This window comes from Paenibacillus ihumii (assembly GCF_001403875.1).
Lineage (GTDB): Bacteria > Bacillota > Bacilli > Paenibacillales > Paenibacillaceae > Fontibacillus > Fontibacillus ihumii.
Window position 1 is genome coordinate 417,523 of record NZ_LN884299.1, and the last position, 21,056, is coordinate 438,578.

Annotated in this window: 19 protein-coding genes; 1 reads left to right on the forward strand and 18 read right to left on the reverse strand. The window is 46.6% G+C overall.

Annotated elements, in window-relative coordinates; all coding sequences use genetic code 11:
* Window positions 1–143: 143 nt before the first annotated feature.
* The 17 genes from BN2762_RS26000 to BN2762_RS09740 form a co-directional block, all read right to left on the reverse strand.
* Window positions 144–3,506, reverse strand: coding sequence for an S-layer homology domain-containing protein (locus BN2762_RS26000; RefSeq protein WP_074048610.1), 3,363 nt, complete (start codon window positions 3,504–3,506; stop codon window positions 144–146).
* A 204-nt stretch (window positions 3,507–3,710) separates the two neighbouring features.
* Window positions 3,711–4,019 carry a hypothetical protein gene (locus tag BN2762_RS09660; protein ID WP_055106803.1) on the reverse strand — a complete coding sequence of 103 codons (309 nt, stop codon included), beginning with the start codon at window positions 4,017–4,019 and terminating at the stop codon, window positions 3,711–3,713.
* Window positions 4,020–4,141: 122 nt separating this feature from the next.
* Window positions 4,142–5,461 carry an ABC transporter substrate-binding protein gene (locus tag BN2762_RS09665; RefSeq protein ID WP_055106804.1) on the reverse strand — a complete coding sequence of 440 codons (1,320 nt, stop codon included), beginning with the start codon at window positions 5,459–5,461 and terminating at the stop codon, window positions 4,142–4,144.
* A gap of 464 nt (window positions 5,462–5,925) precedes the next feature.
* Window positions 5,926–6,993 carry a DUF1835 domain-containing protein gene (locus tag BN2762_RS09675; RefSeq protein WP_083484840.1) on the reverse strand — a complete coding sequence of 356 codons (1,068 nt, stop codon included), beginning with the start codon at window positions 6,991–6,993 and terminating at the stop codon, window positions 5,926–5,928.
* A gap of 112 nt (window positions 6,994–7,105) precedes the next feature.
* Entirely contained in the window at window positions 7,106–7,645 is a 540-nt protein-coding gene (locus tag BN2762_RS09680) for an NUDIX domain-containing protein (protein WP_055106806.1), read from the reverse strand.
* Window positions 7,646–7,718: 73 nt separating this feature from the next.
* Window positions 7,719–8,264: a DUF4362 domain-containing protein gene (locus BN2762_RS09685; protein ID WP_222861052.1), complete on the reverse strand. Its 546-nt coding sequence runs from the start codon at window positions 8,262–8,264 to the stop codon at window positions 7,719–7,721.
* Window positions 8,265–8,268: 4 nt separating this feature from the next.
* Window positions 8,269–8,652, reverse strand: a complete 384-nt coding sequence (locus tag BN2762_RS09690) for a DUF2628 domain-containing protein (RefSeq protein WP_083484842.1) — start codon at window positions 8,650–8,652, stop codon at window positions 8,269–8,271.
* Between the two features lie 131 nt (window positions 8,653–8,783).
* Window positions 8,784–10,562, reverse strand: a complete 1,779-nt coding sequence (locus BN2762_RS09695; RefSeq protein ID WP_055106809.1) for an Ig-like domain-containing protein — start codon at window positions 10,560–10,562, stop codon at window positions 8,784–8,786.
* Window positions 10,563–10,961: 399 nt separating this feature from the next.
* Window positions 10,962–12,182 (reverse strand): MFS transporter, encoded by a 1,221-nt coding sequence (locus BN2762_RS09700; protein WP_055106810.1) that lies wholly within the window; start codon window positions 12,180–12,182, stop codon window positions 10,962–10,964.
* 176 nt (window positions 12,183–12,358) lie between these two features.
* A complete protein-coding gene (locus tag BN2762_RS09705; protein WP_055106811.1) occupies window positions 12,359–12,880 on the reverse strand; it encodes a phosphatase PAP2 family protein in 522 nt (173 codons plus the stop codon).
* On the reverse strand, window positions 12,858–13,493 hold the full coding sequence (locus BN2762_RS09710; RefSeq protein WP_055106812.1) for a YqaA family protein: 636 nt from the start codon (window positions 13,491–13,493) through the stop codon (window positions 12,858–12,860). Before BN2762_RS09710 ends, BN2762_RS09705 begins: the two co-directional genes overlap by 23 nt.
* Window positions 13,486–14,103, reverse strand: a complete 618-nt coding sequence (locus tag BN2762_RS09715) for a YkoP family protein (RefSeq protein ID WP_055106813.1) — start codon at window positions 14,101–14,103, stop codon at window positions 13,486–13,488. Before BN2762_RS09715 ends, BN2762_RS09710 begins: the two co-directional genes overlap by 8 nt.
* A 206-nt stretch (window positions 14,104–14,309) precedes the next feature.
* The gene (locus BN2762_RS09720; RefSeq protein ID WP_055106814.1) at window positions 14,310–15,848 is read right to left on the reverse strand and encodes a sensor histidine kinase; all 1,539 of its coding nucleotides are present in this window, start codon (window positions 15,846–15,848) and stop codon (window positions 14,310–14,312) included.
* Window positions 15,845–16,519 (reverse strand): response regulator transcription factor, encoded by a 675-nt coding sequence (locus BN2762_RS09725; protein WP_083484844.1) that lies wholly within the window; start codon window positions 16,517–16,519, stop codon window positions 15,845–15,847. The genes BN2762_RS09720 and BN2762_RS09725 overlap by 4 nt, the downstream gene beginning before the upstream one ends.
* 274 nt (window positions 16,520–16,793) lie before the next feature.
* Window positions 16,794–17,270: a GyrI-like domain-containing protein gene (locus BN2762_RS09730; RefSeq protein WP_055106816.1), complete on the reverse strand. Its 477-nt coding sequence runs from the start codon at window positions 17,268–17,270 to the stop codon at window positions 16,794–16,796.
* 371 nt (window positions 17,271–17,641) lie between these two features.
* A complete protein-coding gene (locus tag BN2762_RS09735; RefSeq protein ID WP_055106817.1) occupies window positions 17,642–18,163 on the reverse strand; it encodes a hypothetical protein in 522 nt (173 codons plus the stop codon).
* Between the two features lie 191 nt (window positions 18,164–18,354).
* Complete coding sequence (locus tag BN2762_RS09740) at window positions 18,355–18,639, reverse strand: alpha/beta-type small acid-soluble spore protein (RefSeq protein ID WP_055106818.1); 285 nt, start codon at window positions 18,637–18,639, stop codon at window positions 18,355–18,357.
* A 190-nt stretch (window positions 18,640–18,829) separates the two neighbouring features.
* On the opposite strand from BN2762_RS09740, the gene BN2762_RS09745 reads away from it, so the two are divergent.
* Window positions 18,830–19,858 carry a sugar diacid recognition domain-containing protein gene (locus tag BN2762_RS09745; RefSeq protein ID WP_055106819.1) on the forward strand — a complete coding sequence of 343 codons (1,029 nt, stop codon included), beginning with the start codon at window positions 18,830–18,832 and terminating at the stop codon, window positions 19,856–19,858.
* Between the two features lie 38 nt (window positions 19,859–19,896).
* Here BN2762_RS09745 and BN2762_RS09750 read toward each other — a convergent pair whose 3' ends face one another.
* Window positions 19,897–21,045 (reverse strand): glycerate kinase family protein, encoded by a 1,149-nt coding sequence (locus BN2762_RS09750; RefSeq protein ID WP_230202470.1) that lies wholly within the window; start codon window positions 21,043–21,045, stop codon window positions 19,897–19,899.
* Between the last annotated feature and the right edge of the window lie 11 nt (window positions 21,046–21,056).

Consider the following 21,056-nt stretch of genomic DNA (forward strand, 5'->3'; position numbering starts at 1 on the left):
TTATCACTTACTACTTACTTTATATTTTAAATGTTTATCTTGTCAATAGCTACACCCAAATGCACATCCTAACCCTTTAAATCAATACAACAAACACAAAAAAACGAGTCTGCGCAACGCGCAAACCCGCTCAATACATTTGATTATAGCTCCAGCATTTTGAGGACAGTTACCGCCGCTTCCGCACGGGTCGCCGTGTCGTCTGGTACAAAACGATTCCCCCCGCGACCCTCCATAATGCCAAATGAGCGTAACGCTTCAGTCGCGCCCTTGGCCCACTGCGGAATTACCTCGTCATCTATAAATCCGGTTGATCCATCCGCATCAAGCTGGAGCTTGAGTGCCCGTGCGATCATCGCCGCCATTTCGGCACGGGTGATCGGGGCGTTCGGACGAAAGCTGCCATCTACATATCCTCTAACGATGCCCGCCTGCGCCGCCTGTGCAACGGTTGGCCTCGCCCATGCGCCGATATGATCATGATCGGTGAATACGAGTGCCGCAGCACTGCCTTCCCATTTCAAAGCGCCTGCCAGCATGACAGCAAACTCGGCACGGGTAAGCGGTCGATTCGGCTTGAACGTGCTATCCGGATACCCGGTAACGATGCCTTTCACCGCTGCGTTCCTGATATAGCCTTCCGCCCAGTGTTCAGCGATATCGGTAAACGAAATCACAGACATTTCCGGTTCAGCAAGTGGAGGTAATTCCCGCACAATGGAAAGTGTATACGTCTTGCGGGTACCGTCCTCCGCCTGAACCTGCAGCGATATGACATTTTCCCCTTCCTGCAAGTCGATTTTAATGCCATTGCCCAACGCTTGATTTCGCCATATCACTTTGGCCGCTGAGTGCTCAGCAGAAGCTTTCACCTCGATATGCTTCGCCTCCGTCCTGACTGTATAAGACAAGGTGTTCGCTGTAAACGATGGCTCTAAAGCTGCACGTTGGCCGTCCGCCCATACCTCCAGCTTCTTCAAGCTGGCATTGCTGGATAAATACGAGCCGCTTCCCGAACTACCCGAACCACCGCCGCCAAAAGATAAAGACGGGAGGGTCGCAGTTGTCCTGCTTAACCCTGGTTCACTTTCATTCCCCGCAGCATCATAAGCTTTGACGGTAAAGCGATAGGTCGTATTTGGAGATAGACCTGTGATCGTATACGAATAGACGCTATCCGTGACCGAGTATTCATACTTGCCGCTTGCCTGATCCGCTTTCTTCTCGTCATTCAGATATATACGATATCCGGCCACGGCTAGATGATCCCGTGCCGAAGGCCATATCAGCTTCACGCTCGTCTGTGTCATGTCCGAGACGATCAGCTCACTGCCGGGTGGCCAGATAGGACCCGTCCTGTCCGGTTCTCTAATCACAGTAAGCGTGTACCGCTGTAGGTCTCCATTCTCCGCAGTGACGATAATTTCAATCAGATTGCTTCCGACCTGCAATCGCTGGGGATTTCCTCCAACGATCTCGAAGGCCGCTCCCGGCTCGTACGTTACGGCCGTTACCGTAATCTGCTCTGTTGCATAGGGGAATCGTGCGCTGTAGGTATAAATTTCAGGTTTGAAGCCCTGCAGTTGTTCCCCGTTCAATTGAATGTTGCGGAGCTTCGCATCGTTGCCCGGCAGCACGCTCACAATCAGTTCCGCGTCCAAGTTATGGGGATTACGAATATGCCCTGGGAGCTGCAGCTCCCCGGTGACCTTGTAAGCTCCAACCTGCCCTGGGTCATAGTCTGTGTTCACCAAATCCCAGCGTACAGGGAGCTCCTGCTCAGAACCATCGGTCAACCGGGCCTGCGCTTCAGCAGGCAATGACAATTCCTCCAGCTTCGTGCCCTTGGCAGCCTGAATTGGTGAAAAGGCTGGCACTTCCGCTATATTGGTGTACGGCGTAGCGGATGCGTACATGGATAAGCCGCTTTCAGTTCCTTCCTTGTTAACTGCCTGTACTGCGAACCAGTACAACGCGCCTGCCTTAAGATTTTTTACAGTATAATCTGTTTCGGTAATAAGCTGATCCCCGTTGACGAGCTCCCACGGATCGGGTTGAACAGGAGCAGCTGTTCCCTGATAATGATAGACCCTGTAGCCAGCAGCTCCGTCAACGGCCTCCCATGCAAGCTTTACAGCACTTTCGCCAGGATCGGCTGCAATCTGAACTGGAGCGGGTATGAACGACCTCGTTCCAATCGCGTAGAGCTTGTAATCATCAGCTCCGATGTATATCGTGCCGTCCGGTCCGATCACCGGGGATGAGCGTATTTCCTTCTCGGCTGCAAAAGACCATTTCACCCGCTCGTTGCCATTCTCAGCCTTCGGATCCAGCGCATATAATGTTCCATCCCCATACCAGCCTAGCGCAGCAATATAGACCGTGCCGTCTGCTCCCACCACAGGCGATGAGACGATCATACTCCAAGTCTTTATCGATGTATCGAACGACCACTTCTCCCGTTTGTATTCATCAACAGCTTCAGGATCCAGCGCATATAACAATCCATCCGAAGAACCGACATAAACCGTGCCGTCCTGCCCAATTGCAGGCGATGAGGATACCGATCCCCATGTTTCGTACGACCACTTCAGCCGATGCGCATCATCATCGGCATTTACATCGAGCGCATATACGTATCCATCATCCGAACCGAAATAGACTGTGCCGCCATCGGCCCCGATAGCAGGCGATGAGTAGATTGGACACGGCTCATCCATCATCCACAAGCAATCCTCCGCCGTCTCTGGTTCAAATGACCACTTCAACCGATGGGCTTCATCCTTCGCGTCCGGGTCCAGCGCATAGAAGATTCCATCCCCCGAACCGGCGTAGATCGTGCCATCCGCTCCAATCGCAGGCGATGAATCTGTCTGACCCCCGATCTCATAAGACCATAACATGCGTTGAGCATCATCCACAGCATCAGGATCCAGTGCGTATAGCTTTCCGTCATACGAACTAATATAAAGGGTACCGTCCTGTCCAATAGCAGGCGAAGCATATATCCGGTCCCCGGTTGCAAACGACCACTTCTCCCGGTTATCGTCATCTGCCGCCTTAGGGTCGAGTGCATACAGCTTCCCGTCGCCAGAGCCGATATAGATCGTGCCGTCTGCTCCGATGGCAGGCGATGAGGCGATCGCCCAGCCTGTCTCAAACACCCATTTCAACTTGCCCGTCTTCGAATTCAGCGCATATAGCTTACCGTCATACGAGCCGACATACAGCGTACCGTCTGCTCCAATCGCGGGGGTTGAATATATCTTATCCCCTGCTGCAAACGACCATTTCACATCGTGATCCGGGCTCCCCATAAACCTGGACTGCCTCGTCCAATTAAAAGCTGTCGGCTGGGCTGCCTCGTAATCATAAGCGCCTGGCGCATAGCCTGCTCCTTGAGTAAATGGCAAATCGGCGGCCCTTGCACTCGCAGCTGGGAACAGTCCCGCCAACCCGAGCCAAGTCGTCATTATCAAGAGACAGGCTTTCTTACTCCGATTCATCTCATACAACCCCTCCCCTTTTATTTGTTACAAGCCCATCCAGGGCGATTATACACATTTCTGACACTTTCGGGATCAACCCTCCGCATCGCCAATTGCTGAAGGTTGAGATAGGGGGGTGGAGAGAATTCGGGTTAAAAATATGAAACGCCCAAGCTTTAGAATCCTAGAGCTCGGGCGTGTTAGCTGAACTGATTGGAATGTTTATCTAGAGTTTTCTAACTTTTTAGTTCTATTTGGAGGTACTGCTCCATGAAGTATTAAACATAAAACCGTTGTAAGAATAGAAAGCACACCAATAATTAATAATACTCTTCCGTAATCAATCTCATATATCGGAGTGAAGCCATTTACTTGAAGATTCTCTTTCAGAAGCTTCCATATGGGTATATATTCAAGTGTCGCTATGTTCCTCTCTTGCCCCCAAGTCACATAAGCCGGTACAACTAGAAGGCCGAAAACCACTACACATAATCCATATCCACCTAAAAGTATCCTTTGATATTTATTCATCCATCCTCACCCCTTAAAAGCTCCGATTATCCGAATTTTTATGTTCGCTCACCAACCTCTATGGATATTCCGCTTGTTGCTAATTTTTTTAAAATGTCTTACAGCTGAGTCTGTTCAAGCTTCTATTCACTCACGGATTTCAGCGCTAATTGCAGCTCCTCCTCCATGAGCTGTAGAGATTCTTGAACGGTCCGTTGATCAGACATTATTTCAGCCATGTATCTGGGTGAGATTTCATCGATCTTGGCGAGCACTTCTGGAGGCAGCTCCCTTAACTCATTAATTAAAGTATTACTTGCTCTTTCCAATTTATAAAAGGCTTGAATCGATTCCTCCTGATTCTCGCTTACTCTTGCTGGCAAATCAACAGTATTGATTTGCGGGAGGAGTCTTGCATAATCATTCCCGGAAACATACTTAATGAACTCCCATGCTCCCTCCGTCTCCTGATTGCTTGATGGAATTGTAAAAATATCATTCATCTCCATCCCGTTCCCCATATCCGGATGTTCTGCACTAACCGGAAGGGTTGTCACTCCCCACCCAAACTCTCTGTCTTTTTCATCTAAAATTCGATATAAAGATGAATCAGCAACGGCCATCGCAATATGTCCCGATAAGAAAGGATAGCTTTCCTTCTGAAGGTCTTCTAATTTTAACGATTGCGTCGATTCCGCCTGATTAGGATCATAGCAAACCCGCGATTTAAAGCACGATGTCACCTCTTCAAAAACCTTCTCCCAAGACGGGGAATTTAGAGTGAATTTTCCGTTGCCATAAACCGATAAACCGCTGCTTTCCCCTATGGTTAAAGCCATCATAAAGGGATTGGCCGTTTTTTTATGATAAAATCCAAACTGCGGAGTCTGATCATCTGCAAGGTTTGGAAATTTATGAGCCAGCTCAAAGACTTCATCCCATGTCATAAAGTCTCTTGGATAGGATATACGATATTGATCAAAAATGTCTTTGTTATAAAATAGAGCATCCCCTGTAAAGGTTGCAGCTAGCCCGTGAATTTTACCCTGCTCATCCCTAAGAAAGTCAATGACCGCCGGCGAATAGCTCGCAAGATCAAAGCGGTCTTTAGTAATCATCTCGTCTAGCGAAAGCAATTTTCCTTTTTTCTGAAGTACAGAGTAGGAATCCATGGGAATGGATAATACATCTATACTTTCCTTGGCTATAAGTTCTTCGATGGTGTCTGTCATGTTCTTTCCTGGCGTTAAATTTTCGTAAATGGAGATCACCTCCAGAGAGTAGTTGGGGTGCGTTGCAAGAAAAAAGTTCCCGTAAAGCTGATTAAATCCTTTTTGGTTAAAAGCAAGAACTCTTAAGGTTTTAGGTTCCTGTGTTTTTTCTAGCTGCACCTGACAGCCCGTTAACAAGGTTAATAAAACTAGCGGACTTAATAACAAAAAGCAGAGCTTCTTCATTTTCATATTCCTCTCCTGTTTGTCTGTCTTCATAAGATTTAGGTTTGCAATATTAATATTCCCGATCGACAACGCAACCCGGCCTTTAATTGCTCAATCCTAGGCCGGGTCGCGGGTTGTCTGAATATTCTATTTTCTCATTTGTAAACAGTGTTTTATATAAGCTACGACGAGCTCCAAAAGGTAGATGATCAGCAATAGCGAAATCAGATACGTTGGTAAAATGTATACCTCATACTCCTCTACGGTTGTGACAATTTTAAAGTGATATATGTTAAACACTACATCTGTGATTGTACTTTCTGTTATTTTAATTCTTATGAATACCGAATATAGATGATAAGCAAACTTCATACATGCTACTAATAACGAAATGAAAAAGCCTATTTCCATCGACTTATTAAATTTAAATTTTCTCTTGGGATCACTCATTGGAAGACCTCTCCTACTTCCTTTCTATTGGCAACGGATTAGGAATCCGCCTTATGGGTTGGCCGCTTGCGCCGAACGCTATAGAATCTCATCGCTGCAGGAAGGCCTTTAATTTCCAGGATCCCGCTATAAATCAGCTCTCGCAATCGGTATTCGAAGTAGGAGTCTCCAACGTATTGGTCACAATAACCTATCGCCTCTCCGATCACGCGGGCTGCCCTAATATAACCATGATCTTCAGCGGGAGGTTTCAGCTTATCCAGCTTATCCAGAAGATATGAATCATAATATTCCGCAGGCACACCGAGCACAGCCCCATCCCGCCAAATGCGCAGCGTCGAGGCTTGCTCCGATATAGCCTGCCATTCCTGCACCAACCGCATTAGATCAGCATTGCTCCGTGCGCTGCTGTCATCCATGCGGAGGAGTGCTTCCTGGAGCTTGTCAGACGGGATTTCCCCTGAATGCCTGTATTCAAGTCTGGCATCTGGGCGATTGTAGAGCTCTTCACATATAGCGCAAGCATCGCATATCGCTAACGTATTCCGTTTGCTCTGCAGCAGATGAAGCGCATGCCGCATTCCCGTCTGCTCGCATGCGTTGCCGCTGGCCCAGACAATGATTCTTGCCTGCTCGGGAATTTGCGCCAGCTTATCTAGAAGCTCGCTGTACTCTTCTTCGACTTCCATATCATCCTCGAAGGAGTCCGTTATATGATCCCGGAACCAGTCCCTGCGGGCCGCCCTTCCTTCCGGCGAGTCCAGCCCGGCTAAAGGACCAATGGCGTAATTCTCCCTAAAGGTAATCACCTTATGCGCATCTGCCCAGCCGAGCTCTTTCAGCGCATACTTCATACTTCCCGCAAAGGAATCACCGATTACGATATGAACATGGGTGCAGGTCGGAACAGGATCCCAGAAGCCTCTTTGCTGCTGAAGCCCCATCAATCCATCATAAAGCTCAAGCAGCTTGGCAATCGAATCTTCACGCGGCTCCTCCTGATCCCGCAGCCGCTTGATTTCCGCTAATATAAAACCCACATACGACCGCAGCTCTGCGTGCCCCAAGGAATCTATAGCCTTCTTGATAGATTGCAGATCTTTCATTTCTGTTTCATCTCCATCTTTCTAGCCTAAAGTTCGAAACAAACAGGGGTTAAAAGCCATCTGATAAAAGCTGACCCGTAGTAAACGACAAACTCGCATTCATTGCATAAGCTCACAAGCCGGCTTTGATTTGATAAGCAAGTCTGTACAGATCCGCTATGTCCCATCGGCCAATCGCTTCAAATCTTCGGATCGCCTCGTCTATACTAACTGCTTCAACGGCCACAACCTTCTCACCATCAGCCGGATTTAACGGCTTCGAAACGATCCTGACCTCTCCTAAGCCCATCAATCTAATAAAATTAGGATGAGGGATATGGGGCCGGTACGGCTCCTCTGCACTGGAATAGCAATAAAAATGCCCAAACACTTCAAAGTGGCTTATCTCTGCACCTAGCTCCTCAAGCATTTCCCTTCTTAACCCCTCAAAATAACTCTCCCCAGGCTCCAAAGTTCCGCCAGGCAGCTCCCACCTTCCATCCTCTAACTGCATGACGACACACTTAGAGCCAATAAACGGGATCATGCTCACATTGCTCACCAAAGCTTCGTCGTAAACCTGGCCTAAGTTGAATTGGCTTGATACAGCCCCCCATTGAATAGGCTTCTTCAATATAAGCACATTATCCAAATAATCAGAGATATCATTCATACGAATGCTGGCACCTTTCCGTTATAAATATTGAAACAACCCGGCCTTTAGATTGCTCTTAGATCGGCCTGAGCTATTCCTTCCAAATTGAAATCACTGAAAATTTTTCGTTTGGTTCAAAACCATCACATTGGCTTAATTCTATTGTAAATAGCTCCTCTGTTTCATTCTTATCGATAGCTTTGCAAGTATATTTTCTTATGCCCCTTCCGTCTCCACTCATCCCATCCCTGGTATTATCGATTGTCCACTCAATTTCACGACCGTTTGAATACACGTCATGGATCCAGTATCCACCATCTACAACTGGAGGGATTAACATCAAATTATGGCCTTTGCCTTCCTTGAACCTGCTTACAAGCTCCTCCAATTGTTCAAGATCTTTCTCATCAAAACTTATCAATATGGGATGGTTTCGATTAGCCTCATGGTTGTCTACAACTCCGCCCTTATCCATTGAATTTGCGACTGTCCAAATCAAGGATACTGATAAAATCAAAATCACGAACAGCAGCACAAATGTGAGTTTATTCATACTTTTCATAAAATCTACCTTTCCAGCATCATTATTGTTCCATACTATGGATCGATGCCGCCAGCTATCAAAGGATTTATCCACGGAATCATCGATACAATAACGCTTCCTCAATAATGATTTCTATAACAATGAATACAATAAAAATTGCAATAGCATACAAGATCCCCCATCCTGAGGTCCCGCCTTTTTGGATGACTAGATTGCGACGAACTTCAGGTGAACTATGATATTGCATGATCTTATCAACTGCTTTTTTAGATTTTTTGTAATACATTTCATTAGCCATGATCGAGATCCCAATACCTGCTCCTGCAAATCCAACACTAGATTCCGAACCTATCAGCATTAAAAAAATGGAAATCAGCGATAAAGCCGCAACATAAATGGTGCACTCCGCATACATTTTTCGATATCCAAACCAAATGGGACCGGTCAGAAACACAGGCCAATTCCATTTCGATTTTCTCATCAAACTATGAACATTACTATCTATACAGTAAAATCATACCAAATCAGCCGGGAGTAGGGAACCGGTGCAAGACAAATAAGGATGTCTGGAAGCATCGGCTTCCAGACATCCTCAAGAAGGACTGGCCTGCCCTAGAGGGTTTGATAAGGACGGACCACCCACACGCTGGCACTATACGTCATTCCATTATAAACTGCCGTGATATAGGTTATTCCCGGACTGACTCCACGGATATTACCGACCTCATCCACGACAGCGATATTGGGATCATCCACAGTAAACACGGTCTCCTTCGTAACCTCGGAGGTTAGGCCCGATTCCTCTGTGAAATAGGCGGTCACGTCAAGCTCAGCTCCGATCGACAGGGAATACTCGTCAGAATCGAGGAAAAAGTGGCCTGGGCCTGGCTGCTTCCCCGTCACTTCAACGGCTATGCTCGCCTGCATCCCCTCATAGGTTGCGGTAATCCTCGTCGTTCCGGGGCTAACACCCGTAATATTTCCGAACAGGTCTACGCTCGCGATATTCGGATCCAGCGATTCGTATACCGCGGAATACGTCACATCCGTCACCGTAGCGTCCGTATATACAGCGTTAACGACGCTGGGTGCCGTTTGCCCTTCGGCCAGCTTGAGCTGGTCCGGTTGAAATTCGATCCGTGACAGTTCCGGATCGGCAGGTGTCTGACTGGATAGAGCGATTTTCATCATCTGTATTATACGGGGTCCCGTTTCCGTAGCTAATTGTCCAGCAATAAAAAGACCTTGATCATGTGCGGCGGAAATTCCGTACCGAACGATCACCAAATCGGGATCTCCGAACAAATACTTTTGTCCCGGTATCCCGTTCTCGTCCGTCACAATGATTTGATACCCGAAAGGATTCTCCGTGACTTCCGTATTTTGCCTAACAACCAATAGGTAGCCGTTTTCGTGAACCTGGGTGTGAACGAGGTTCTTCATCGGTACTTCGGCTAACCAATCCAGCCTCACGTTCGACAATACCGTTCCCGCGGAGTTCATTTTTTGCAAATAGTAGCGATTCTCGTCCTTGTTATAACGAGTCAAAATCAGGTTCCCGTCACGGGAGGGAATCATCGAGCGAATTTCATCGATCTCATTCCTTTTCACCCAAACCAGCTCTCCGTCGGGGTTTATTTTCGCAATGACCGAGAACCTACGACCCCAGGTTTCAGCACTGTCCATCTCCCCCGCAACGATGACCGAACCATCGGGCAGAGCAACTGCTTCACTGAATGAGGCCCATGTCCCGATTAAATAAGTGCTCGCCCTCAGCACTTCACCATCCCCGTTGATTTTGATCATATAACCGGGGGTTCTATCAAAATTCGAGGTCACGCTCCCCGTAAAAACAAAATTCCCATCTGAAGTTTCGCTGATCACATCCGCCGAATGCCTATAAATGGGCAACGTAAGATATTGCTTCTTCCATAGCAGCTCCCCATCGGAACTGAACTTGGCAACAAACGGATCATAGCTCGGCCTTCCGTAATTAACATCCCGAACCTCCCCCCCGACCAGTATGCTTCCATCGGAAGCCTCCAGAACGGTATGCCCCCTGTTGTCAGCGTAAATCCAATTGTGCGGGAAGGTGATTTCTTTACTCCATACTATTTCACCGCTGCCGCTCACCTTAATAACAACGGTGCTCCCGCCGTCGGCTAGTGAGGAACCTTGCGAACCGACGGCAACATAGCCCCCATCCGAAGTCTGCGTAACTGCATTTATCGCCGAATTGGGACGCTCCGGGTCGCTTCCTTTGATCAAATGCGACCATTCGACAATAGCTTCTTCCTCTGACACTTCAGCATAACCATTTCCAGCCCATCCCGACCACAATAAAACACAGGCGAGGGATACGACAAGAGGCTTGTACCATTGCTTGATCAAGTGCAGCACTCCTTTTAAATGGATTATTTGGGAAATGTTGTTACAACTCCATTATTGAAAAGGAGCAGGTTTATGGAAATCCCCCGAAACGCTTATTTTCTTAGGTCAAACTTCATGATGCGGATATAGTCCCTTACTCCCTAGAGTATGTTCCGATGCGTGAATGCCGTGAATTTGGATATGGTTGAACCAGTCTACGCAATACCTATAGATGCGCTGCGGATATTACCGGCGTCAGAGTCTCTACGAATACGCTTCGACATACGAAATTTTATATTTTGAACGGAGGAGATCCGTTTACGCTAGACGTATATTGGTGCACGCATCTCTTAAAATGGTAGACTACTATGTGGAGTTATTTAGCAGCAATATTAAGCAGCAGCATAAGAAGTTAAGTCTTCAATTCCCCCGATCAAGTCCATTAGCATTCTCCTTCTTGTACTGCAAAGTTCCGCCAGCCGAGACAAGCTTATTTTGCGGCAAAATCAAATAAAATAATGCAAGCACCGCCATCAATGCAATACTGATACTAATGGTGGCGACATTCGTATATTGGCTGGAAACCCATCCCCCAATGATCGGTCCAATCATTATGCCGATCCCTTCAATCCCGGACAGTACCCCCCACCCGGTTCCCTTCTGATCCTCTGGAACGAGGTGCGACAGCACCGCATTCCAGGCTGGAAGCACGGCTGAATAGGACAACCCTAGCATAAAGGCTAGCAGCATCGTGAATGCAGGCGGCGGCGTGGATACGACTAACAGAGCCAAACAGACCGTAAGCGTTGCAAAGCCGGTGACCAGCATTTGCTTGAACCCCCATCGATCGGCCAGCTTCCCCATCGGAACAAGAAACAATATAGCTCCAGCCCCACCTGACATGAGCAGCATCGAGTATTGCGGCTGACTCAGACTGAGATCGTCAGCGGCATAACCGGGCAGGATCGGAAGCAGCAATCCCGCGGCGGTCATCTGTAGAACCATTCCTGGCAGCAGCCATTTCAACTGAACAAGCTTACTCCACAGCCCAACTGCTTGATCGACAAAGCTGACATTCCGGAGATGCAAAGGCGTTGTTCTGTTAATCCCGAACGATGCAATGAAGCCCACGAAGAGCAGCAGAATCATCAGCCGGAAGGCATGTTCATAGCCACGATCGAAGAGATTGACCGTAATCGGCCCCAGCCCCATGCTGGCCATCCACACCGTATATATGGCCCCCATCTGGGCCGCCCGTTCGGTCAGTCGGATTTTCTCCAGACAGATGAGCCATATAGGCGACGCCCCTATCCCAAGCATCACAGAACCGGCAACGATCCCCCAAGCATACGGGCTAAAAAATACGACAGTTAGTCCGGACAGCATCAAGACGAAAGTGGAAGGCAAAAGCCATCGCAGCGAAAACCTGTCTAACAAATATCCAGCCCCGCATTTGATCAGGGTGTCGGCTGTATAATGAAGCGAAACGGCAAGACCGACCAACGCAACGGTTTGTCCCGATTCGTCTACCGCAAAGTTCGGCAGAAACGAGAACAAAAAAGCGCTTCGGACAAACTCTGTGCAAAATAGCACCGCAAACAACGTCAGAGTAGAAAGCTTGAGCGTGCTCCCGCTAATCATGTTCCACTCCTTCTTAAGGGGCTAGCCTCTGGGAACAAACACTGAACAATACTGGGTATTAACATATACAGACTGACGAACCCTATGATCCCAATCAACATATATTTAACAAACAATGTCATTGACTTTATCCCCCTTGAAGCTAAAGCATACTTTTGAAAGGATCCTCACGAAGTTTAAATTTGCATGCACAATTTAACCATCACCGCCGTTAGGAATCCGACCACTCCTCCAGCCACGCAATCGATCGGATAGTGATAGCCCCAATAAATTCGGGATATGGCTACTAACAAGGCCAGACCAATCAAAACAAGCATAACTACCGGCGAAGAGACTAACATTAAAGGTGTAATAAGGGCGAAAATTGCAGTTGTATGGCCGGAAGGAAAGGAATAATCCTTCAAAGGGAATTTGCCTACCTTTACCCGCTCCAGCTTGCGGAAAGGCCGATCTCTGCGCACTTTTTTCTTGATCAGAACAGCAATAATATGACTAACGGCCAGCGCAATTAAGCTTTGCAAGCCGATTCCGCTGAGCTCCCCTACAGCGAACCACGTCAGGGATACCGCACAAATGATGGTGAACAACGCACTGCCCAAGTGGGTGATCCATCCGAACAATCGGTCCAAGGCCCGACTGCTCAGTCGCCGGTTGCACCAGTAAAACATCGTATGATCAATTTGTCTTATCCAATGCATACTGCTTTTCTCCTCCGTCCCCTTTCTTTTTGACCGGTTGATATTCATTCTTTTTTCTCCGCTCGCGCAGCTTCCGTATCAAGAGCCATATTACTGTAATCGCTACGCCAACGCCCATCAGCGTAAACGTGAGAGCTTGATCAACCATATCCTCTGCCGCACGACCATAGATATAGAAGAGAAATCCCACTACATAAAATTTCAGCGCCCGGCCAATGGCCGCATAACTGAGCAGCTTCCATAATGGATAATTCATGCATCCTGATAAAATTGTAAATATTTTAAACGGGATAGGAGTGAACGATCCGATCAAGATTGCGGCCTCGCCCCGGCGGGCAAATAAATCGCTTGCCGAATCCAGCCATTTTTGTTTCATTACTCTACCCAATACATGCTTTCCCGAGACCTTGCCAATTCCATAACCGATCGGTGTCCCAAGCAAGCTTCCGGCAAAGCCAACCGTAGCGAGCCATAAGGCCGACTCTGGCTGCATCGCGCTTAAAGATAGCTGTAGAAAAAACGCCGGAATGGGGAATATAATCGCATCAAGCAATGCGTGAATGAATAACCCTACTGCTCCGAAGTTCTGTAAAAAATCGATAATATTATTCATGAACGCACATCCCATCTTGAACAGGTACTCTCTTCACGGTCTTAAAGTGATTTGTCAGCGAGCTTCGGGAATGAATCAGCATCATCGGTATTAATTGTTCCGTCCTACGGCCAATCCGATTTTTGCCTTCCGGATGCAAAACGGATAATAATAATCGGAGATACGCCGTTGTAATGCGTTGAAGCAGACGGGACTTCATCGGTTGCCGTTCGAAACCAAGACCATGGGTCAAACCACGATGAAGCAGTGTAATGCCGATTAATGCCTTCACCTGACTGAATGTTGACTGACTTGTGAATGCCTCACTGATCTGCTGCATGGATTTCCGTACAAGCCGAGTCGTCATGAGCGCCGTGCGATCTGAGCCCTGAGATTTGATCATCGTCAGTATCATTTTATTGTTGAGATGTAGTTCCCCAACGAGATCACCTTTTTCAATAATTGTGGAATCCGCACAGACAATGCTCTCCCCTTGGTGTTTCTTAATCATGACTTTGCAAATTCCAAAGTGCGATGTATGCAAACTACTAAAGCGTGAAATATAATCGAATCCTCTTTCCCATACCAACCAGGTGGCCTGCATAAATGATTTTAGTAAACGAAGCAACATGGAACCAACCTTTCCCCATTATTGTGTTAATCCCAAATACATAACCAATCAGAAACATGACAACTTTTATCTTCATTGCGGTTGCTTAACCCGCCTGTTGGAACAATCATATCGATGATGTGTAAACTGAATTTAAATCAATCAAAAAAAGAGCCATTCTGCCGCGAAAGGTAAAATGGTTCTTTTGATCAATATTTAATGCAGGTCTACATGGGCAAAGTAACGGTAAACACTGTACCTGCTCCCAATTCACTTTGCACCGTGATGGTTCCACCGTGCGTTTCCACAATTTTCTTCACTATGGCAAGTCCCAACCCGCTTCCTTTTTTCGCACGCTCCCTTGATTTGTCCGCTTTGAAGAACCGCTCGAAAATATGCTTCTGCGCGTCCTCGTCAATCCCTGTGCCTGTGTCGGATATTTTGCACTCCACAGTATTTCCACGTTGGTGCAAATCCACTCGTATACAGCCGTCCTCCGGTGTGAATTTGATACTGTTATGAATGAGGTTTATCCATACTTGGCTCATTAAATCCTCATCTGCCGTGACGGTTATGTTGTCAAGAAAAGCATCCATTTTAATGTTTTTCTCTCTCCATTGCGGTTCACAGCTTAAAATTATAGTCCGAAGATGTTTGTCTAATCGATATGGCTTGGGCTCGAATTTTACGCTTTGGGCTTCCAACGCCGCAAGTTTCAACAAGTTTTCACTTAATCTGGACAATCGCATGGTTTCCGTTTCGATAATGCTTAGAAAATGCTTTCGTTCTTCGGGTGTTAATTCATCACTGTTCAGGACATAGGCAAACCCCTTAATCGAAGCTAGAGGGGATTGAATTTCGTGTGACACATTAGAGATAAACTCCTGTCGCATATTTTCCGTCTGCTCCAGGTTCAAGGCCATTTCGTTGACTCCCTTAACTAGTCTGGCAATAGGCTCATCTTCTTTCAGTTCATGTTTCAGCCGAACGCTGTAATCACCTTTTGAGATGCTTTCCAAAGCATAGATCAACTCGGACAGCAAACGGATATTGCTCGTGAATTTGGAATGCTTGAAAAACCGACGCAGCAACAGAAAAATCAATACACCGGAGTACTGCCAAAGAAGATGGAAAAACGGAGGCCCTTCCCCCGGTAGTCTTTGCCCCGTGAGGAGAGCGTATAGAAGGAGAGCCAAGAAGTAAGCAACGACCATCCCTCCCAATATGATCGCTACGATAACAACCGTCAAGGCAACCCCTTGAACGATTTCCCCCCTGCTGATAAATCGATTTCCAAAAGGCAGCCTCGCCCACAAAAACTTTTTGACTAGGAATAAAAAGAGTGCCCAGAGCAAAATGTTAAATATCCAAAAATCACGCGTCGTTTGGGCCTCTGGCATGAACCCAATAATAGCGTAGACAATACTGGTGAGCCCGTGGGAGAGAGCAAAGCAAATTAGTAGAACAACGGTTATTGCAGCAATTAAGGTAATCTTTCGGATATATAACTTTTTCGGGGCAAATTTAATACCAAGTAACGACCTGACCCTCTGGCTTTTCTTGGCTAATAAATATAAGAGTATGCATACCGGAATGGCAGACAAGTACATAGCTACAACCACGGAGTCTGATATTTCGCGTTTCGAAAATAAAACAACAATAGACCCGCCTGCGATCACAACGCTAAAAGCAGCGGCCAAACAGGTAATTAAGGCGGACAGCTCTGAAATAGCACGCTCAGCAAAACGGACGCCCGTATTCTTCATAAATCTATCTCCAAGCGATAACCCAACCCCCGAATAGTTGTAATTCTGAAGTTGTATTGTCCCTCCGGAAAACGCTGACGCAAGCGATTGACATGCACATCCAGTGTCCGCTCGTTGCCCTCAAAATCGCAACCCCATATTTCTTCAATTAACACATCACGCGAGAATGTCCGTCCGGGCTGCCCAGCTAATTTAAATAGAAGTTCAAATTCTTTGAGAGGAAGTGTGATTTCCTCATCGCCCGCGGTTACTTCATAGTTTTTTTGATTCATGATCAGCTTCCCAATTTGAACATTTTGAGATGCTATAATCTGATAACGTTTTAACAAAGCTTTTACCCTTGCTACTAATTCCATCGGCTCAAAGGGCTTCACCAAATAATCATCCGTTCCCAACTGAAAGCCCTTAACTTTTTGTGAGGTTTCTCCTTTTGCCGTCAGCATGAGCAAAGGAATATCATAAGAATCCCGGAGCTCTCGGCATAGCTCAAAGCCATCCATATTCGGCATCATAACATCAAGGATTGCCAAATCTATCTTTAAAGCTTCCATTTTGGAGAGTGCGTCAAGACCATCGTTGGCCTCATATACCGCGAATCCCTCTTTCCCCAAAACAACCTTCACCAGGCTTCGAAAATGCGGGTCATCGTCAACAACTAAAATTTTATTCACAACGAGCCTCCTTTCTGCAGCCAACCACTTCACTAAAACAGTGTATGGGTCCAATGTAAACTGAAGTTAAACAGAATTATTCTGCAATCACATAACATACCTATTGTCTCCCACGAAGAACCCGGAGCTCGAGGGGAGCAGAAATAAAATAAGCGCAGCCCAGAAATATATACTGTAAGCAACAATGTGGGGCGCTAATTTCATAACCATAATCTCAACAATCTTATATGAAAAAGTCAGTAATAATGACAATAGTAGAGCAATGTACATAGCTTTATGCCCGAATCGGTATTAGAATTTCTACATCTTCTTCTTCCGCATTATCTTCAAAGTAATAAATCTCTATGGGGCACGTGTTCTCCAAAAACTTCTGTACATACCCTTTCTCATGCATCCATTTGAAAATCCTATCATACGCCTCACCAATCGATTTGTTGGTACAATTAATCTTTGCGTAGGTTTGGGCAGGCAAAGTGAACCCTATCATGCCATCTGGAATATCCGTCAGATCACTGACTTCCAGGCAAGCAAAATATGTAGCAATGATGTCATTACACATATACGGCGAGAGCAATACTTCCTTGTCCTTAGCATTCACAATTTCATTTCTTCTTTCAACGAACTCCAGCTGTACTTTCAGGGCGGCGTCAGGAAATCCACTGGGAAAATTAGCTGTAATGCTCTGACCGACCAACGAATATTCCCGCGTTGTTAACTCACATTTAAATTTCTCAAGTTTTTGTCTCGGCATATTAAATGTCATCCTTTCAATATGTTTTTTTGCCTTGCATTGCTACTGATTACTCCTAATTTTACGAACTTCGCCAATATGCTCATAGCGAGTATATTCACGAACTTACACTTATCCCTCCATTTTCACAGCATTTTGCAACTTATTCCAGCCATCCTTTCGTCGCCATGTCCTCCAAGATCATCCATCGTTACCCAAGATTATAGTCTATTTGTAAAATAGAGGAAACGATATAAAATTTAAAATAGACATTCTTTCAGATAGACTCGATAATGCATAAAAAAACCAAGTTCCTGATCATCAGGGCTTGGTTTTTGTTATTACCTTAGTAGTACCTCGGTTAATCGAAATTGCCGCATCTCATTTTGCAGTTAAGGTAACTCGCCTTCTGTCGCGGCAGATCCAGATGGCTTCATCAAGCCTTGAACGGCGCCGATAAATGGCCGTATGGATTTAATCATGCCGTATCCCAACCTCACGACCGGGATAACTCGCTGAATCATGCCGAACAGCTTCATGCCGCTGCCCAGGGCACCGCCGAGCGCTCCCGCAGTAGCGCCGGTGCCGCCTAGTCCCCCGAACAACGAGCCTAAAATCGGCAGAAAAGCTGATATTTGGGCGTCCGGCTTGCGTGTGCGGGAACGCACAGCAGGCTTGCGCGCACCGCTTCGCTTGCTGCCGGAACGATTGCCCGAGGCTCTGCGCTGCTTAGACCGGGTGCCTTGCTTACTGGATGAGGTGCTCGGCTGAGCGCCGGCGCTGGCCAGCGTTAAGCCGCTGCTGGTAACGTCGGTAATGTAGCCAACGTAGGTTTTGCCACTATGCAGTGTGATGCATACCGGCCTACCCTGTAAACGCTTGGCCCGTCCGAAGACCTCTTTGGATTGTGCCATGGAAGTTTCACCTCGCTCACTGGTTATGGTTCATTGTACGCCAGGGGCGGGCTGCCTGCTTGTGCTAATACAGGATGCGTGCAGGCCCTCTTCGCTGCACCAACCTTCCATCTTATTACATCACCTTTTCAACGAAGCTTCGGGGACCAATTGCGGCTATCCAGCCTACAGTATCCATTCGAGGTTATTCCTTAACGCTGATTTTTTTTCGCTAGCTGCTGCTCCGCAAGCCGAACCATTTCCCGGACCATAGAGCCGCCGATTTTACCTCCCACCTGGCCGACCGATTCCGTCGTCAGATCCCCATTTCCACCGGGCTCTAAAGGAACCCCCAACTCCTCAGCTACTTCATATTTGACATCGTCCGGCCGGTTGGGGTCCACAGTATATCCTTCGCGCCTCATCACCTCTGCTTTAAAAGCCTGCATGCCTTCTTCCGCTCCTGGCACGACATATTTCCTTCTTCTTCTTGCCATTTCGATGGACACCTCTTATGCTTTTTCCCTAACATGCCCGGAAATCGTAACATTCATTCCGATTCACTTTAACAACTGCTGCCTTCCTCAAACTATTCATAATTTCAGTCTAAAATCAGCATCATCTATAATATACGATAAGATTTATATTGGCTTGAATAAGACAACAGTTGATAAAGGAGTCACCGCTATGTATCAATTAACACATCATCAGGCCCAAAATATTGTTGACAAAATGATGAAGGATATCCCCTACAATATTAATATTATGGATCAAGCAGGCACGATTATCGGCAGTGGAAATAAAGAACGAATCGGCACCCTGCATCATGGTGCAGTTGAGGCCATTAAACAAAAAAAAATAGTAGAAATCACAACAGATGAGAAACTCGTAAAAAAAGGCATTAACCTGCCGATCGAATTAAATGGCTATATTGTCGGAGTTGTAGGAATCAGCGGTGAGATTGAAGAGACAAGACCTTTTGGAAATCTGGTGAAATCAGCCGTGATTTTATTAATCGAGCAAAGCATTGCCATCGAGAAAGAAAACGCTAAAAATAACTTAAAGCAACAATTCTTCAGTTTAGTTGCAGATGCAGATACCGTTTATACGAATGAACTCATTGAACAGGCATTGACCTACGGTATTTATTTAAAGAAGCCATCCATTGTCACTTATGTAGAGTTTCCGCATGGAATTCCCGGGAATGCAGCGGTCGACCTTCCTGCCTTCAAATTGTCTAATCATTTGCTTTGCCTGATTCTTCAAGAAGCAGATCAACGGCAAAGTCTTGAAAACCAAATTCGAGAACTAAATCCTGATGCTCTCATTTCCTTTAGTGAAATGAACGACACGATCCATGAAGGCTTGAGACAGGCTAAATCCGCTTTACAGGTATTAAAGGGGGTTATTACAAACGAGAAAACGATATGCTATTCACAATGTGCCTTTATCGCCGATATGTCGATGCTGTACAAAAACAACAGGAGATTAGAACAACTAACCCATTTGCTCGAAAACAATGATGAGCTGATCAAAACGCTCCAAGTCTACCTCAGCTGCAACCTCAATGCCAATGAAACGGCCCGTCAGCTTATCATTCACAGAAATACATTAAACTACAGATTAAACCGGATTTACAAAATGACCGGTAAAAATCCGCATCATATCATGGAACTCGTGGAACTGATTTTTATGCTGATCCATCGGGTTAAATAAGATGGGTGCCCCATTCCGTTTTGGGACACCCTGTCTATTTATTTTAATAATCTAGCGATACTTTCAGATGTGCGAGCAATATTCTCTCTGCCTCTAGCCAGCAAAGAATCGAGATCCGCTGCGCCGGGCACAATTCCAAAGATCGCATCAAATCCTTCATTGTACAAAGCCTCGACATCCTGGCCTACATGTCCAGCCACGGCGATGACTTTGATGTTACTGTTAACACTTTTGGCTGCTTGCGCAACACCGAAAGGCGCTTTACCGAATTTCGTTTGAAAATCGATGCCGCCCTCACCTGTGAAGCAGTAATCGGCATTTTGCAGAGCTTCTTTTAAATTTGTCTTTTCTACTACGATATCAATTCCTTTTTTCATGGTTGCTTTGGTGAAGGCCAGCAATCCCCCGCCAAGGCCGCCTGCTCCCCCTGCCCCTGGCACGTCTACAATATCAATTCCAAGCTGCTGTTTCACGATTTCACTGAAGTGCCTTAAGTTTTTATCCAAAACTTGCACCATTTCTGGTGTAGCGCCCTTCTGCGGGCCAAAAACAACCGACGCCCCGCGCTCTCCACACAATGGATTGGTGACATCCGATGCCACAACAATATTTATACGCTCTAGCTCGGGGAGCACATCCGTAACATCAATCCTGGCCAGATCGTTGAGATATCCCCCGCCAAGCAATAGCTCTTCCTCCTGCTTATTCAGGAACTTATACCCCAACGCTGCAGCCATTCCCGTACCTGCGTCATTCGTAGCGCTTCCACCTATGCCCAGAATGATATCGGTTATGCCTCTCTCGATACAATCCTTTATTAATTCACCTGTCCCGTAGGTCGTTGTAATCAGAGGATTTCTGCTTCCCTTAGGTACATGATGAATGCCGCTGGCCGATGCCATTTCAATAACCCCTGTTTTTCCGTCCCCCAGAATACCATAGTGGGCAACAACCTTTGTACCCAGAGGGCCAGTCACTTCCTTTTGGATCAATTTACCGCCTGTAGCATCTACCAAAGACTGCACGGTACCTTCCCCGCCATCAGCCATCGGCACATGTATACATTCCGCGTCAGGAATGGCTTTTTTGATCCCTAATTCCATCGCCTCGCAAACTTCTTTTGCTGTCATGCTTTCTTTAAACGAATCAGGAGCCAGCACAAACTTTTTTGCCATTGTAGGTTCCATTCCTTTCTCTC

Bases quoted from the DNA above. Each gene is read 5' to 3' on its own strand.
- BN2762_RS09675 (WP_083484840.1), bottom strand. From the start codon at position 6,993: ATGAAAGATCTGCAATCTATCAAGAAGGCTATAGATTCCTTGGGGCAC.
- BN2762_RS09690 (WP_083484842.1), bottom strand. From the start codon at position 8,652: ATGAGAAAATCGAAATGGAATTGGCCTGTGTTTCTGACCGGTCCCATT.
- BN2762_RS09705 (WP_055106811.1), bottom strand. From the start codon at position 12,880: ATGCATTGGATAAGACAAATTGATCATACGATGTTTTACTGGTGCAAC.
- BN2762_RS09715 (WP_055106813.1), bottom strand. From the start codon at position 14,103: ATGTTGCTTCGTTTACTAAAATCATTTATGCAGGCCACCTGGTTGGTA.
- BN2762_RS09745 (WP_055106819.1), top strand. From the start codon at position 18,830: ATGTATCAATTAACACATCATCAGGCCCAAAATATTGTTGACAAAATG.
- BN2762_RS09740 (WP_055106818.1), bottom strand. From the start codon at position 18,639: ATGGCAAGAAGAAGAAGGAAATATGTCGTGCCAGGAGCGGAAGAAGGC.
- BN2762_RS09660 (WP_055106803.1), bottom strand. From the start codon at position 4,019: ATGAATAAATATCAAAGGATACTTTTAGGTGGATATGGATTATGTGTA.
- BN2762_RS09720 (WP_055106814.1), bottom strand. From the start codon at position 15,848: ATGAAGAATACGGGCGTCCGTTTTGCTGAGCGTGCTATTTCAGAGCTG.
- BN2762_RS09710 (WP_055106812.1), bottom strand. From the start codon at position 13,493: ATGAATAATATTATCGATTTTTTACAGAACTTCGGAGCAGTAGGGTTA.
- BN2762_RS09730 (WP_055106816.1), bottom strand. From the start codon at position 17,270: ATGCCGAGACAAAAACTTGAGAAATTTAAATGTGAGTTAACAACGCGG.
- BN2762_RS09665 (WP_055106804.1), bottom strand. From the start codon at position 5,461: ATGAAAATGAAGAAGCTCTGCTTTTTGTTATTAAGTCCGCTAGTTTTA.
- BN2762_RS09735 (WP_055106817.1), bottom strand. From the start codon at position 18,163: ATGGCACAATCCAAAGAGGTCTTCGGACGGGCCAAGCGTTTACAGGGT.
- BN2762_RS09680 (WP_055106806.1), bottom strand. From the start codon at position 7,645: ATGAATGATATCTCTGATTATTTGGATAATGTGCTTATATTGAAGAAG.
- BN2762_RS09700 (WP_055106810.1), bottom strand. From the start codon at position 12,182: ATGATTAGCGGGAGCACGCTCAAGCTTTCTACTCTGACGTTGTTTGCG.
- BN2762_RS26000 (WP_074048610.1), bottom strand. From the start codon at position 3,506: ATGAATCGGAGTAAGAAAGCCTGTCTCTTGATAATGACGACTTGGCTC.
- BN2762_RS09750 (WP_230202470.1), bottom strand. From the start codon at position 21,045: ATGGAACCTACAATGGCAAAAAAGTTTGTGCTGGCTCCTGATTCGTTT.